Source organism: Lysinibacillus sp. KCTC 33748, assembly GCF_002237755.1.
Taxonomy (GTDB): Bacteria; Bacillota; Bacilli; order Bacillales_A; family Planococcaceae; genus Lysinibacillus.
Genome location: NZ_MWSJ01000025.1, coordinates 38,630 through 53,552, shown reverse-complemented (window position 1 = coordinate 53,552; position 14,923 = coordinate 38,630). Strand labels below are relative to the sequence as shown.

The following is a 14,923-nucleotide window of genomic DNA, read 5'->3' as shown; positions in this document are numbered from 1 at the left end:
AAAACTGAATCCGAAATTTTTGGACCGATTGGTGGAACGACTCCAAAGCTACATCATCCCCTCATTGAAGAACTCTCTGCCATCTTATGTATTAGCAAATGATGAAACATTTACCAAAATCTATATATACATAGCACAGGAAAATAAAAACAGCCCAACTAATCTCTTAGCTAGGCTGTCATCTCACAGCTATATCAACTTTATTAACAATTACTCGTCAGTAAAGTAGAAAACCTCACTTACTTATTATACGGTTCACCGTAACTAATGTAAGTGCGGTTTTAACCAGTAACCTACTTTACACGGAAACGGTCAACACTCTGTTTCATTTCATCCGCCAGCCCATAAAGCATAGCTGCAAAACTGGCTACCTCTTGCATGGCTGCAAGTTGTTCTTCTGATGAGGCGGCGACGTGAGCAGAGTCGGCTGAAGATGAATCTACGATACCCTCCAGCACTGTTAGTGAAGCCGCAACTAACTCACTTACTGATGACAGTTGTTCCGAAGCAGCAGATACTTCATCAATCTGATCGGACACTTTCTGAATCGACTCCACGATCGAACTAAATGTTTGCCCTGCCTTATTCGCAATGTGTGTACCTGTCTGGGCTTCTGTCATTGATTTATCCAAAGAAACCACTGTTTTACTCGTGTGATCGCTGATGCCTTGGAGTATGTCAGTTATTTTCTCCGAAGAGATTTTGGACCGTTCAGCGAGTATACGAATTTCTTGAGCCACAACGGCAAAACCTTTACCATGCTCACCTGCTCGCGATGCCTCAATCGATGCGTTAAGTGCAAGCAAATTGGTCTGATTAGCAATGCTACCTATTAATGTAACCATCTCACTAACTTGATCGCTTAATTTCTTCAGTCCATGGATTGCTTCGACCGATGTTTTCAAGTTTTGTTCAATTGTGCTCATTTGAGCAACTGTTGTTTCTATATCCTTCATTCCTGCATTTGCGCTATCTGCTGTAACCGAAGCCAATTCTGAGACGATGGATGATGCATCTACGATTCTATGAATACCCATTCCCATTTCCTTCATTGATTGTTGACACTCATTAGTATGACGAAGTTGTTCATCGAGCCCAACAGCAATGTTTTGAATGGCACCTGTGATTTCTTGTGTAGCTGCTTCGGTCTGGGTAGCGCTTTCTTGTAATTGAGAAGAAGATACTGCAACTTCATTCGAAGAATTTTGTATGTTATGGGTCAATATCCGAAGTCCGCTAATCATCTGATTAAATGAACTTGCAGCCTTACCAATCTCATTATGGCTCAGTACAGGAATTTCAACGGTTAAATCGCCTTTCGAAGCATGTTCAGACACTTCAGCTAAACGTGCAAGCGGGCGCAACATTTTACGAAGAATGAATACAACCAACCCGATTAACATAAGTACAAAAAAAATACCAACCGTGATATTCGTCCATAGAATCCGTTGAAGTTCCTTTTTAACAATCCCGTAATCGAAATCGACACCGAACAAGGCAACTGGCTTCCCGCTTCCGTCATTAATCGGCGCTAAATACGAGATGAAAGTTCCACCTTCATCAGTGTAAACATCAGTTAAGGTGCTACCGTTTCTCATTGCATCTTCGTAATTTTTAAGAAAATCCGAATCTAATTCATATAACGTACCTAACTCTTCAGCATATTCAACCGGATCCCGACCATATTCTGAGTTATATAAGTATTCTTTGCCATCCTTCTTGATAATGTCCGGTGTTAATAAATAGACATCCACTACCATATAATTGGAGTTCATAGAATTAAAAATATTGGGGAGTTCTTCGAATGGTTTTCCCTCCAATGGTTGATGCTCAAGAATTGTCTTCGTTGCTTCAGCAACAAGAGGTTCATTTTGTTGAGTTATGGATTTGAATACTTTTCCATATTCATCAAATTGGCGAAAGTACGCCCCACGTTGATCGCGGATGGACAGGGAAATCATTAATCCGATAACGATAATTATGAGAGCGGAGAGAAATAACGAGCTCGTAAATACTAAACTTCTAGACTTCGCTTTTTTAGAGCGCTTAGTTGTCCTTCTGGTATTTAATAATTTTTTTCTTCCAATCAAGGGAAAACCCATTTTCATTACACCTTCTATTTTAGCTTTTATCTATAATAATACACATAGTTGCGGTTAGATCCCCGCTTCACGCAAATATTGTAATCCTTTTTATTGTGGTGGAGGGCTTAATATTCATAGTTACACTGTTTCAGCTCAACCAGTTATACATAAGTTATACATTTATAAAATATTTGGAGCAAAGTTTATTTTAGTTCTCCCTTTATCCCTCGTTAATGATTTTAATACTTCTTCATCAAAATTCCAATCTCTGTTTCTACAACATAAACTTTTAAAAGCGTATCTCTTAATTGGCCATCATCTTTCGCAAAGCGATTTGAATAATGTTTCAAGTTAAAATCGTGAAATTTAATTATTATATTTGCAGCTTCTTCAATAAAATTGTAATTATCAGCCACTTTAAAGTCTTTTATACTTAAGCTAAAAAGGTTAAGCCTTGAATCTATCTTCGATTGAAAAGTAGAACTTTGATTATTAATTACTTCTTTTGAACCTAAATTATGATATTTCCTTACAATGTCCGCAATATCTAACTTATCGTCTCAAAAATTAATAGTCACTTTTTAAATTATTTGTATACTACTCCTTCAGTTTGGTCACAAGTAAAAGCGAGGGCTGTTGGTATAACCCGCATAGCTGCTGTATATCCTAGAGATTTATCATCAATTAAATTATATTTACCTAATTTACAAGAGCAAGTAAAATCAGTTCGTTTTTCTTTATATGTATGGTGATTCTGGAGCAAGACATGATCGTGTAAGTATAAAAGATTCTACCTTCCTTGAAACGCCTATACTAGTCCCTTCAATCTTGAGCAAAATATAATTGCTAACTTTATAACTACCCTTCAAAATAAGATTGATTTTGAAGAAAAAAATTAGAAGGCTTATTAAACCAAAAACAAGCCTTCATGCAACAAATGTTCATCTAATCAACACAGCACCTTCCATACGAAAAGGAATGGTGCTGTATCAATTTCTTCAGAAAAAAACGCACTTACTTATGGTAAGGTTCACCCTTCATAATCCTAAAACTCCTATAAACCTGCTCCACCAAAACAAGTTTCATTAGCTGATGTGGTAATGTCATCTTTCCGAAAGACTGTTGCTCATCAGCTCGTTTTAACACATCGTCATGTAAACCAAGGGAACCACCGATGACGAACGCGATTTTACTTTTGCCGTAGGTCATTAGAGATTCAAGATCTGCCGCCATTTGTTCTGAGGTTTTCATTTTACCGTTAATGGCTAAGGCGATAACGTATGTATCTGGGCCGATTTTAGATAGAATACGTTCACCCTCCTTTTTCTTGACGATTTCCATTTCTGCTTCGCTTAGCTGTTCGGGTGCTTTTTCATCTGGTACTTCGATTATATCCATTTTTGCATAGCCACCGAGACGTTTTACGTATTCGTCTATGCCCATTTTTAAGTACTTTTCTTTTAGTTTTCCGACTGATACAATCGTTATATTCACACGTTATCCACCTTTACATTTCATTTACAAACAAATTATCCACAAAAGTTATCAACATATCCACAAGAGAATCCTATATCTTGTGTAAAGTTATTTACTTGATACAAGATATTCTGCAGGCTGTTCACAGTAGCTACATTTTGTGGATAACTTTTTATCCTCTTCGACTTTATCCATAATCGGGAACTCTTTTTGCTCTGCCACAAACATGTCTAAAGCGTGTTCTATATGGTTTTCACAGCTGTATTTTTCCATTTTTACACCTCTTCTTATTTTCCGAAATTTCCACAAACTTATTCACAATTCGGTCTATGTTATCCACAATCTATTGTAACAAAGGACAGGCAAGTATGGAAGAATAGGCTTCATACCGCCACTCACCTTGTTAATGTTATTATTCACAATTTTCTAGTTATCCACAATATTTTCTAAATCATTCTTCATAATTCAACGAAAAAATCAGTGGAGATCCTATCATCCCCACTGATTTTTAACTTTACAATGAACCACTATTTGTTAATGTTAGTGATAATTCCACTATTTTACCTTGACGATATACTTTCATCGTTAATTTATCACCAATTTTTTTGTCATTATATAAATGTTTACGTAAATCGATTGCTGTTTCAATTTTTTTGCCATCCATTTCAACTATAACATCGTATTGTTGAATGCCTGCTTTTGCAGATGGAGAGTTAGCTACGACATCTGTAACAACAACACCTGTTGTTAAATCTTTTGGCAATTGTAACGTCTGCTGTTGGTGGAATGACGGAACATCCGTTAAGTCTACTAATTGAATACCCATTGTTGGACGTTTCATTTCACCATTTTTCTCTAATTCCTCGATAATTGGAATTGCTGAGTTAATCGGAATTGAGAATCCTAAACCTTCAACAGAAGATTCCGCAATTTTCATGGAGTTAATACCGACTAATTCACCAGCAAGGTTAACAAGTGCACCACCACTATTACCAGGGTTGATAGCTGCATCTGTTTGTAATACTTCTTGTTGCCAATCTTTTGTGCCATCATTATTTATGTCCACTGGTACAGAACGATCTTTACCAGAAACAACACCTGTAGTAACAGAGCCATAGAACTCTAAGCCAAGTGGGTTACCTATTGCGATAACTGTTTCACCTTGTTTTAATACGTCTGAGTTACCAAATGTCGCAACTGTCTTAACGTCTTTAGAGCTGATTGAAATAACAGCTAAGTCTGTCCAAACATCGCGACCAACTAATTGCGCTACTTCTTTCGTTCCATCTGGCATTGTTACTTCTAACTGTTTTGCACCCTCAATAACATGGTTATTTGTCACGATAAAGGCTTTATCACCTTGAACTTTGTAAATAACACCTGAACCGCTTCCTGCAGGCTGTTCTGAGGCTTGTGGACTCCAGAATCCGCCGCTTGCTACTTCTTGAATATTCGTGATCCCTACAACAGCCCCAGAAGTCTTATCTACGGCTTTCGTAACATCAGTAGTCACTTCTGTTGCAACTTGATTAATGGTTGTTTCATTTTCACCCGTGCTGCTCGTCGTTGTACCTGGCATTTGATTGACAAGTCCAGGCATCATGAGCCACACGAGTAAAGCGCCAATGATGACACCGATAAGACCAGTGAAAAAATAACCACCCTTTCCTCCGCCACCGCCTTTCTTTTTATGACGCTTCTCTTGCGTTTCTCGCTCCTCTTGTTCGAGTCGCTCCTGAAGAGGTGACTTCTGTATATCATCATTTTTTAGAAAATCTTTGTTTTTATCATCATCTTGAAAATAGCTCATTCTCCTCGTCCTTTCTCTTATTAGTATTTGTTAGTTGTTACCTTAATATTACGATTCAAACATTAAAATCAGATGAAAAATAAATAAAATGGACATAAAAATGACTGTTCAATGCATTTTCTATAAAATGTAATTGAACAGCCTCATTAAAGCCTCATTTTTTTATTGTATAATTCGATATGATTAACTCACTTTAAGCCAAAAGCAATGTAGCCGACGTTTCACTTACGTTACATAAAACATTTGTAACTGCCGTTTCACTTACGTTACATAAAACATTTGCTGAGAAAAGTTACACAGTAACTAATTTTGTCGGCTCTTCTGCATCTGTATCAAATAAATTTAAATACTCTCCGGCAATAATACCGCAGGATTGCAAAGTTTGTGTGACACTCATGCGCGCAAGCTCTTTCATATTATTATCTTTACTTAAATGTGATAAATAAATATTTGTTGGTTTTTCAAATACTACCTCACTCATTGCTATAGCTGCATCCTCATTTGAAACATGCCCTACATCACTTAAAATACGACGTTTGATAGACCATGGATAGCGCCCCATTTGCAGCATATTCACATCGTGGTTACTTTCAAATACAAAGGAATCAGCACCTCGAATGATACCCTTCATACGGTCACTAACATAACCTGTATCCGTAATAACAACAAGCTTACGCCCGTTTTCATGAAAACTATAGAACATTGGATCTGCTGCATCATGTGATACAGCAAAGGATTCAACAGCTAATGAACCAAAATGCTTTACAGTATCCATTTCAAATTCAAAACGTTGCTCTAAAGGTATATCCCCAACTAGCCCGTCCATTGCTTGCCATGTTTTGTTGTTTGCATAAATAGGTACATTATATTTTCGTGCCAATACACCTATTCCTTTAATATGATCACTGTGTTCATGCGTAACGAAAATGCCACTTAGCTGTTTCATATTGCGGTCGACTTTTGTAAATAGTTGCTCCATCTTTTTGCCACTTAGACCAGCATCGACAATAAATGCATGATCATCATTCTCTACATAAATCGAATTTCCTGTACTGCCACTTGCTAAAACACTAAATCGCATCATTCAACTCCCCAGTCTTCCTCTTCACCTTGTTGCTTGTCTCCTTGGATTTCAATAATTTTTCCATCAATAGCATCAACGAAGTACTCTTCTATTTCTCCGTCCGATAATTTCACTTGTACTTCCCATGTTGGTATCAACACTTGCGTTTTATCTAATTTACTAAATGTCGAGTAACCTAACTTCACTTGCGCAATACTCGAGTCTGACTTTAATAGCGTTTTATTATAAAGTGTTTGGAAAATTTGAAGTGGTGGAATAACGGTTTCCTGTTGCTCCATCTCTTCTATATTGTCAATCATTGTCTGCTCATAATTTGTCACTTCGTTATCCATATTCCAGTGTACTTTTAACACGGCACTATCATTGTAATAGAATATTCGATTATTTTTCTTCTGGAAGAAAACTGCGACTCGTTCCTCACGGTCTACCTCCCATAATGCATAAGAATCCCCGTTTTTAACGTTTGTGTGGACAAAATCGATAAGACTTGCATCGTCATTAATATTTCGTAATTTCACAGGATTGATAAAAACAGCACTTATTTGTGTATGTGTCTCATCCGTAAAACTCACTTTCTGATTATCATCAGGAGCAGAATTTTTAAAAATATGCACTTCGCCTGTAATGTAAGTAGCAGACTCGTTACTATTAGGCAGTGGTCCATACGTAATATTATCATCTTTTAAACGGGCTTCTATTGTTTTTTCACCTAGTATTTCTACGCTCTGCGCTTCGTTATAACGATCTAAATACAACCAATACAAGAAAATATTTAAGATTAAAAAAACGAATATAAAAATAGATTTTGTTCTATTCCAATCCATTTTTGACACCCCCTACTACTTCAGGCGTCAGTCTCGTGGATACACCATTACGAATGACAAACCAACACGGCTCTATTGTCACAATTGTATTTTGATCAAGAGTCAAATAGAATCCCACAACAATGTCATCTATATCTGATAAAGCAATGTTATTTAGCTTTTTAATCTGTTCAACGACTTCTGTTCCTGACGGAAGTTCTTTCATCTCTCTTTCGGATGGAATATCTTTCTCAAAAGAAAAGTATGGACGTTTGTAGACGAAAATACGGTTATCTCCCCAAACGGTTGTAATTCGATTTATCGCCTGTTCACTAAAAATCGGTAATCCATGTAAATATAACTGATAATCTAATTGATTATTGCTTGTACTTGTTGATACTAAGCGATAATCATCTGTAAAGCCACCGTGTTCATTGATAAATTCAAAACTATCCTTCAAGAGCTTGGAAGGTTCTATTCTTATACTACTCTCTGCAGCTGGATTTGCATAAGTCAATGATTTCAATTTTGAATCAAGCACCATCTTTGACATTCCATCTTGATATTTTTCAGTAGTTGTACTTTCATCAGTTCGCCGGACATTTTTTAGATTTGTAAATAATACATCTTTTAACAATTCAGGTTTCTCTTCGATAAAATACGTATACTTTGATGATTCAATTTTATCGTTTGCAATATATAGTGAGGTAAAGCCATCTCGCTCCACCTCTGTAAAAGGACCATATGTTTTCGCTGGCTCAATAATATTTCGTACAAACTGATTAGCATTTTCTAGACTTACATGCGAACGCATCAATGATTCATTATTGCCACTAATGAAAAACACCTGTAACTCTTTGTTACTATACTTACTCCAATCTATAATCATACGATTAAAGGTTGTTTCAGGTAGCTCCTTATCGGCGAACTGAAAAATTGAGTTAAAGGCAGAGTAAGGAATCTCACCAGTAAAAAAGACAGTCATACAATTGTTCGTACGAATCATCTCGTTTAAAGAGTCGGCTGTAAGGTTATTGTTTACAGGCATTAAATCTAGAATATTCCATCCCTCAAATGCTTGCATAATATCTTCCATGACGCCATTAGAAACGGTTCCGGTAAATTCCTTATCAAAACGGTAAATAGCTTTATACGGACGAATGACATCCGCCATTTTCTTTTGTGGTCCAATCAGGATTTCTTTTCCTTCAGTCTGTTCAATAACTTTATAATCTGGCGTGTATGTCCAAATCATAAAAGTTAAAACTACACTTAGCACAACGAGTAGAAATAATACACCTGATTTAACTGGTTCTATATATTTCATTCCCACTCACCTGCCTCGTCAAAATCATCTAAATTAAGTGGTAATGTGAAGAACACTGTTGTTCCATGTCCTTCCTCACTTTCAGCCCATATTTTACCATCGTGAGCTTCAATCATCTCCCTCGCAATAGCTAGACCTAGACCAGTGCCTCCCATAGATCGTGCTCGTGCTCGATCTACTCGATAGAAACGGTCAAAAATACGTCCTACATTTTCCTTAGGAATTCCCATACCATCATCAGAAATCATCACCTTCAGCATATCTCCTTGCACTGTAAAGCCAAAGCGAATATTACCTCCATCTGGTGAATACTTAATAGCGTTGGAAATAATATTATCGATAACTTGTGTCACCTTATCTGTATCAATCTCTACATAATAAGAGGCTTCTGGTAATAAACGTTCAAATCTCACTTTGTCTGACTTAGACATTTCAAAACGATCAATAATACGGTTAAAGAATGAATTGAATAGAACAATGTCTTTATTCAACTCATAATCTGAACTATCCATTCGTGATAACTGCAATAAATCATTCACTAATCGGATCATACGCTCTGTCTCTGTTTGTGTGACATTCAAAAATGTTGGAGCAATATTTTCATCTTTCCATGCACCATCCGCTAACGCCTCTAAATAACTACGCATCGTCGTTAATGGCGTCCGTAATTCATGTGACACATTCGATACAAATTCTCTACGATCCATCTCTATTTTTTCCTGCTCCGTAATATCATGCAGTACGGTAATTAGACCATTAATAAAGCCCGTTTCTTTTTGAATGACAGAGAAATTCGCACGCAAAATATACGGTGCGTCTGCTGTACTGAAATTTAAATTCACCGCATCATTCATGTGAATTAAATCCTCAAAACTATACTCTTGGTCAATACCTAAAACAGATGCAATCGGACGACCTAATGTAATATCTCTTGAAATATGGAGAAGCTCTAGCGCGGGATCATTAATAAGAATGATCCGCCCTTTTCGATCTGTCGCAACAACACCATCCGTCATATTACTAAGGACCGAATCGAGCTTTCGCCGTTCTGCCTCTGTAGTAGATTGCGCCTCCTGCAAGCGATTGGTTAAATGATTAAAGGTAATAGCAAGCTGCCCAATCTCATCTGTACCATAAACCCGCACTTTTCGAGAGTAGTTACCCTTTGCCATCGCCTGTGCCTGCTTACGCATATCTGAAATTGGCTGTGTAATTGTTCGTGCCACTAAAATCCCTAAAAAGATCGTAATCACCATGGACACTGCCGTACCCCCAAGGAAAATACGGTTAATGTCATTCACTTGTTCAAAAACAGATTCAATATCAGCTTCAATGTAAAGAACCCCTATGATTTCATCATCAGGACCTGCACCATCTCGAATTGGCGAAGCTAACACCCACACTCGATTTCTTGTTTTATTATCAAGTTTAATGTTTTCAAATAAAGTTTCCGCAGAGATGGCACGGCGCACGAGATCATTATTTGAGCGCTGTCCAATCAAACCTTGATTGTCTACCTCAGATGTGGCGCGAATACGTTGTCTATTATCGATGACACGGATTCCTAAAATATCTCCATCAGAAACGTCCTTCAACCCCGTTGAAAACTCCATAACTATCGTTTTCAAGCTCTCTTCAAGAGTTGGCATACTACTTTCATCGCGCTCTTTTAACATTTCTTCACGAATGCTATATTGCATCAAATCGACACGTTGAAAAATGGATTCCCGAAAGTTTTCTTTTAAATTCCGCTCTAATTCACGCGCGAAATAGATTCCTATTATTTGCAAAGCAAGTAGGATTAGTAAGATGTAAATTAGTACTAGCTTTACATGAATTGATTTAAAGAAGCTTACTTTCTGCATTCCTTTTTACTCCTGTTCAGGATTTCGTAAATAATAACCTACTCCACGACGTGTGACGATCCAAGCCGGATGACTAGGATTGTCCTCTATTTTTTCCCGCAAACGACGAATTGTTACATCTACTGTTCGTACATCGCCGAAATAATCATAGCCCCACACAGTCTGCAGTAAATGTTCACGCGTCATCACTTGACCGATATGCTTACCTAAGTAATGTAATAATTCAAACTCCCTATGTGTTAGTTCAATTGCCTCATCACGTTTCAGCACTAAATAAGCGTCTGGTTGAATAACTAGAGAGCCTACTACAATTTCATTGGATTCTTCCTCGACTTCTTCAGCAGTAGGAGCTACTACCTGTAAGCGACGCATATTCGCCTTTACACGCGCAATAAGCTCTCGTGTACTAAATGGCTTCGTCACATAATCATCTGCGCCCATTTCTAATCCTAATACTTTATCAATCTCAGAACCTTTTGCTGTTAGCATGATGATCGGAAAATCATATTTTTTTCGTACTTCTCTACAAACTTCCATTCCATCACGCTTAGGTAACATTATATCTAAAAGCATTAAATCCGGTTGCTCTTCCTCAACCTTCTCTAGAGCTTCATCTCCATCATAAGCACAAATAACTTTGTACCCTTCTTTTATTAAATTAAACTGTAAAATATCTGCGATTGGTTTTTCATCGTCAACAACTAAAATGGTTTTGTCCATATATTTCTCTCCCTTTCGCTTTTTATCTATTCTTAAACGATGTGTATTCTATCTATTATGATTTGGCTTTGTAGTTAGGCCTGCAAATGTCTTTTGTGCAAAAGCGCAGTGCTAACGTAGCGACAGCAACAACATGAGGGCCGACACGATGCAGGTTAGTTAGCCGTTCTCGCACGGATGCGATGATTTTAGGCGAATTTCCTATAAGCACTCCTTGGCGTTTTCATAGAATGTGAAGTTTTTAGCCTAAGTTCCTCTATTTCAGCGGACACCCGTTGAAAAATAACTTCACTCCGTATTCAACTCCCCACCTATAAAGGTGGGGGATTTTACTGAAAGAAGTTAAAGTAACTACTCTTAACTCTACCATGCTTTTTGCTTCTATGCATTATTCTAAATCCTAAGACATTATACGATATTTTATCCAACTATATTTCGACAAATATTTCTTGGGAAATAACATAGATTTAAATACAACGTATACAAAAAGACAGTCCTACTTCGGACTGTCTTCTATTCGAACTAATTAACGCCCTACATATGTTAATGGATTTTCTAACGAACCATTTTTTTCAACTTCAAAGTGTAGATGTGTACCTGTAGAATTTCCAGTCGAGCCCATAACACCTATAACCGAACCTTTTTCTACCACTTGTCCTACTTTTACTTCAATTGAAGAAAGGTGTCCGTAAAGCGTTGTATAACCATTATGATGATCAATTACGATACGATTACCGTAACTACCTGAGACACCAGCAGCGACAACAACACCATTATCTGAAGCTAAAATATTATAATTATTAGGACGAGCGATATCAATACCACGATGGAGTTCTCCCCAACGTTGGCCCATCCCACTTGATATATAGCCACCCACTGTTGGCCAAGTAAATTCACCTGTACCACGTGATGAAATCACTTTCGTACCAACTACTTCAATTTCATCAACTGGTTGTTGTATAATATCTTCTTTTAACGCAACTTTGGATATACGAGTTCCGTTTTCAGACGTTAACAAATAAGATGTTTCTTTACTTCCATTAACACCTGGTTGTTTTATCACTTTCTCACCTTTATACATCGTCGGATCTTCTTCAACTATTTTCTTAAACGGAATAGTATCAGTAACTTTCTTCTCCTGTTTTACCTCAAGTGTTACAAATGGTTTAGCGACTGTTACGTTTAATGCTTGTCCAATCTGTAAAACTGTATCAACAGTGATACCAGGATTTAACGCTACTAGCTCAGTTGTTGTTAATCCATGTTTTTGGGCAACCGATCCTAAAACATCACCTGATTGAACTTTATATGTTACTTGTTCAAGAGAGCCTGTCATTAAATATTTCACGGCTTCCGTAGGCGTTACAATAGCATTTGGTGCTACTTTTTGTATTGCACCTGAAACTTCCTGTTTAAAAGAAACATCTACAAGGCGCGCTTCACCAGTCTGTAATGGTGGAATATTCGTTGATTGTTGGTTAACATATAAACTATTTAGCTCTTGCTGTGAAACATATTGTAGTTTTAGCATACGAATAGTATCTTCATAGTCTTTTGCATCTTTTAAAGAAACTACAGGCTCACCATCTACAGATAATGTAAATGATGGAGCTTGAACTACTAAAGATTGTTCTAATTTCTTCAAAATCTCCACATCTTTAGTTTGATTACTAAATACTTTCTCTGGGATTATTTTGACAGAAGAACTAGCATCAATCGATAACTCTTTGTATTGTTGACTTGCTCCTTTTTCCTTTGACGCAATAATTTCTTCAATAGCTTTCTCATTAGAGACCGCACCTATATATTTATTTCCCACGTAAACGTGATAAATTTTATTCAAATCTTCATTATGATTTTCTTTTGCAAAACCTACATCAAACGTTAAACTTGTCATTAACACTGTAATAATGGATATCTTTTTAATTGAAGAAAAAATGTAAGTAAATCTACTGTTTTTTTCTTTTCTTGACCAAGACGAACTCATCAATAAAGCCCCTTCCAACTTTAACCTTTAGCAGGATTAATTACCCACAAGGATTTTTTGCACCAATATACTGTACCATAAAGAAAATTCGGTTAGATTGTTTTCATCTTTTTGTAATGTAAATGTATTATTACTCTACTACTTGTTACAAAATTACTATTTTTGTAGCAATTAATAAAAATAATTTTAAGCGCGGATGTTCTCTCCAGCCACGTCTTTTCAAAGGATATCTAATGTAGATTCACTCAATACGTTTCGCTTTCGGTGCACAAAGGACATTTACCGAATTATTCCAGTTAATTTGTAGTGTTTGAGAAAAATGTAGTATTGTATATATTTTTAGTATGATTTAAGACTTACCACTTTTTAGTTTTTTAATATTCCGATAAAATAGAATGGAGATATACTAGTTGATTGGAGCGATTAATTTGAATGATTCACAAACCTCTGGAATAACCACTAAAGTAAGAAAGCCCCAAAGCAAAAATACTGTTCGTAAACTTATTATAAGGACCATTATGGTGTCATTAGGTGCAGTCATTATGGCACTGGGGCTGGAGCTATTTTTAGTACCAAACAACATTATGGATGGTGGAATTGTAGGCGTATCCATTATCACTTCGCATTTATTAAGTTTACCTCTTGGTATTTTCATCTTCATTTTAAACTTACCTTTTATCTTTTTAGGCTATAAACAAATTGGTAAAACTTTTGCACTTTCATCAGGACTCGGAATAACAGTACTCTCATTAGCAACACTTTTCTTACATAATATAAAACCATTTACTCAAGACACACTATTGGCCACAGTTTTTGGAGGCATGATTTTAGGTATTGGTGTCGGAATCGTCATTCGTTATGGTGGTTCGTTAGATGGGACAGAAATTTTAGCTATTTTATTTAATAGTAAAACGCCGTTTTCCGTTGGTGAAATTATTATGTTCTGCAATGTACTTATCTTTACGGTAGCAGGATTTGTGTTCACATGGGAACAAGCCATGTACTCTATCCTGGCATACTATATTGCCTATAAAATGATTGACATCGTCATTCAAGGGATGGAGGAATCAAAATCTGTTTATATCATTAGTGACGAAATTGATGAAATCGGACAGACCATTATGGACCGACTTGGTCGAGGTGTGACTTTCCTTCATGGTGAAGGGGCTTATACGGGTAACGATAAAAAAGTTATTTTTACCGTCATTACTCGATTAGAAGAATCGAAACTTAAATCAATCGTTTCTGAAATTGATGATCATGCTTTCCTAGCAATTGGTAATATTGCAGAGGTTAGAGGTGGTCGCTTCAAGAAAAGAGATATTCACTAATGACAAAAGGGCGTACCGTATATGGTACGCCCTTTTGTTGTGAAAAAATATAACACCTATGAAATTAAGTATGGCTCTTCGGCAAAACGAGGGGGTGATTTCCGTTCCGACTGAGCGCTTTCCTGGGGGCGTCCGATGAGCTGCTTGGGGCAACAAATGTTTTCTGTGCGAAAGCGTAGTGCTAACGTAGCGGCAGCGACAGGATGTTGGTCACGAAGGCGTTATCACAGGACGTGATGCTTTTAGCCTTCGTTCCTCTATATCGCTGATCCCCAAGGAGTCGCTCAGTCGTAACGAAGATCACCTACTTCATTTAGTGTATTTTTGCATATCATTCTAATATATAAATATATAGAAGTTGTAACAGTTGTCTTTTGTATGAAAGCTAAGCGACAATAACAGATGTCTTTGCAAAAGCGTAGCTACAGCAGCCATA

General features: G+C 36.9%; 12 protein-coding genes. 1 reads left to right on the top strand and 11 read right to left on the bottom strand.

Annotated elements, in window-relative coordinates:
• Positions 1–293: 293 nt before the first annotated feature.
• From B1B04_RS21450 to B1B04_RS21405, 11 genes are all read right to left on the bottom strand, one after another.
• Positions 294–2,108, bottom strand: coding sequence for a methyl-accepting chemotaxis protein (locus tag B1B04_RS21450; RefSeq protein WP_079563385.1), 1,815 nt, complete (start codon positions 2,106–2,108; stop codon positions 294–296).
• A gap of 215 nt (positions 2,109–2,323) precedes the next feature.
• Positions 2,324–2,500: a hypothetical protein gene (locus tag B1B04_RS25820; RefSeq protein WP_170939050.1), complete on the bottom strand. Its 177-nt coding sequence runs from the start codon at positions 2,498–2,500 to the stop codon at positions 2,324–2,326.
• A 598-nt stretch (positions 2,501–3,098) separates the two neighbouring features.
• Entirely contained in the window at positions 3,099–3,578 is a 480-nt protein-coding gene (gene rlmH / locus B1B04_RS21445) for a 23S rRNA (pseudouridine(1915)-N(3))-methyltransferase RlmH (protein WP_079563384.1), read from the bottom strand.
• 90 nt (positions 3,579–3,668) lie between these two features.
• Positions 3,669–3,833, bottom strand: coding sequence for a CxxH/CxxC protein (locus B1B04_RS21440; RefSeq protein WP_079563383.1), 165 nt, complete (start codon positions 3,831–3,833; stop codon positions 3,669–3,671).
• Positions 3,834–4,074: 241 nt separating this feature from the next.
• Entirely contained in the window at positions 4,075–5,370 is a 1,296-nt protein-coding gene (locus B1B04_RS21435) for a S1C family serine protease (RefSeq protein ID WP_079563382.1), read from the bottom strand.
• Positions 5,371–5,662: 292 nt separating this feature from the next.
• Positions 5,663–6,451 carry an MBL fold metallo-hydrolase gene (locus B1B04_RS21430; RefSeq protein WP_079563381.1) on the bottom strand — a complete coding sequence of 263 codons (789 nt, stop codon included), beginning with the start codon at positions 6,449–6,451 and terminating at the stop codon, positions 5,663–5,665.
• Positions 6,451–7,278 carry a two-component system regulatory protein YycI gene (locus tag B1B04_RS21425; protein ID WP_079563380.1) on the bottom strand — a complete coding sequence of 276 codons (828 nt, stop codon included), beginning with the start codon at positions 7,276–7,278 and terminating at the stop codon, positions 6,451–6,453. The genes B1B04_RS21430 and B1B04_RS21425 overlap by 1 nt, the downstream gene beginning before the upstream one ends.
• Positions 7,265–8,584 carry a YycH family regulatory protein gene (locus tag B1B04_RS21420; RefSeq protein ID WP_170939049.1) on the bottom strand — a complete coding sequence of 440 codons (1,320 nt, stop codon included), beginning with the start codon at positions 8,582–8,584 and terminating at the stop codon, positions 7,265–7,267. Before B1B04_RS21420 ends, B1B04_RS21425 begins: the two co-directional genes overlap by 14 nt.
• Positions 8,581–10,449, bottom strand: coding sequence for a cell wall metabolism sensor histidine kinase WalK (gene walK / locus B1B04_RS21415; protein ID WP_079563378.1), 1,869 nt, complete (start codon positions 10,447–10,449; stop codon positions 8,581–8,583). The genes B1B04_RS21420 and walK overlap by 4 nt, the downstream gene beginning before the upstream one ends.
• Positions 10,450–10,455: 6 nt before the next feature.
• On the bottom strand, positions 10,456–11,169 hold the full coding sequence (gene yycF, locus B1B04_RS21410) for a response regulator YycF (RefSeq protein WP_049662630.1): 714 nt from the start codon (positions 11,167–11,169) through the stop codon (positions 10,456–10,458).
• A 526-nt stretch (positions 11,170–11,695) separates the two neighbouring features.
• On the bottom strand, positions 11,696–13,156 hold the full coding sequence (locus B1B04_RS21405; protein WP_079563377.1) for a peptidoglycan DD-metalloendopeptidase family protein: 1,461 nt from the start codon (positions 13,154–13,156) through the stop codon (positions 11,696–11,698).
• Positions 13,157–13,674: 518 nt separating this feature from the next.
• Between B1B04_RS21405 and B1B04_RS21400 the strand changes: the two genes are divergently transcribed.
• The gene (locus tag B1B04_RS21400; protein ID WP_170939053.1) at positions 13,675–14,487 is read left to right on the top strand and encodes a YitT family protein; all 813 of its coding nucleotides are present in this window, start codon (positions 13,675–13,677) and stop codon (positions 14,485–14,487) included.
• Positions 14,488–14,923: the final 436 nt, after the last annotated feature.

What these genes read in the sequence shown, in the direction of transcription:
- B1B04_RS21450 (WP_079563385.1), bottom strand. Translation starts at nt 2,108, where the DNA reads ATGAAAATGGGTTTTCCCTTGATTGGAAGAAAAAAATTATTAAATACC.
- B1B04_RS21440 (WP_079563383.1), bottom strand. Translation starts at nt 3,833, where the DNA reads ATGGAAAAATACAGCTGTGAAAACCATATAGAACACGCTTTAGACATG.
- B1B04_RS21435 (WP_079563382.1), bottom strand. Translation starts at nt 5,370, where the DNA reads ATGAGCTATTTTCAAGATGATGATAAAAACAAAGATTTTCTAAAAAAT.
- B1B04_RS21430 (WP_079563381.1), bottom strand. Translation starts at nt 6,451, where the DNA reads ATGCGATTTAGTGTTTTAGCAAGTGGCAGTACAGGAAATTCGATTTAT.
- B1B04_RS21425 (WP_079563380.1), bottom strand. Translation starts at nt 7,278, where the DNA reads ATGGATTGGAATAGAACAAAATCTATTTTTATATTCGTTTTTTTAATC.
- B1B04_RS21420 (WP_170939049.1), bottom strand. Translation starts at nt 8,584, where the DNA reads ATGAAATATATAGAACCAGTTAAATCAGGTGTATTATTTCTACTCGTT.
- walK (WP_079563378.1), bottom strand. Translation starts at nt 10,449, where the DNA reads ATGCAGAAAGTAAGCTTCTTTAAATCAATTCATGTAAAGCTAGTACTA.
- yycF (WP_049662630.1), bottom strand. Translation starts at nt 11,169, where the DNA reads ATGGACAAAACCATTTTAGTTGTTGACGATGAAAAACCAATCGCAGAT.
- B1B04_RS21405 (WP_079563377.1), bottom strand. Translation starts at nt 13,156, where the DNA reads ATGAGTTCGTCTTGGTCAAGAAAAGAAAAAAACAGTAGATTTACTTAC.
- B1B04_RS21400 (WP_170939053.1), top strand. Translation starts at nt 13,675, where the DNA reads ATGGTGTCATTAGGTGCAGTCATTATGGCACTGGGGCTGGAGCTATTT.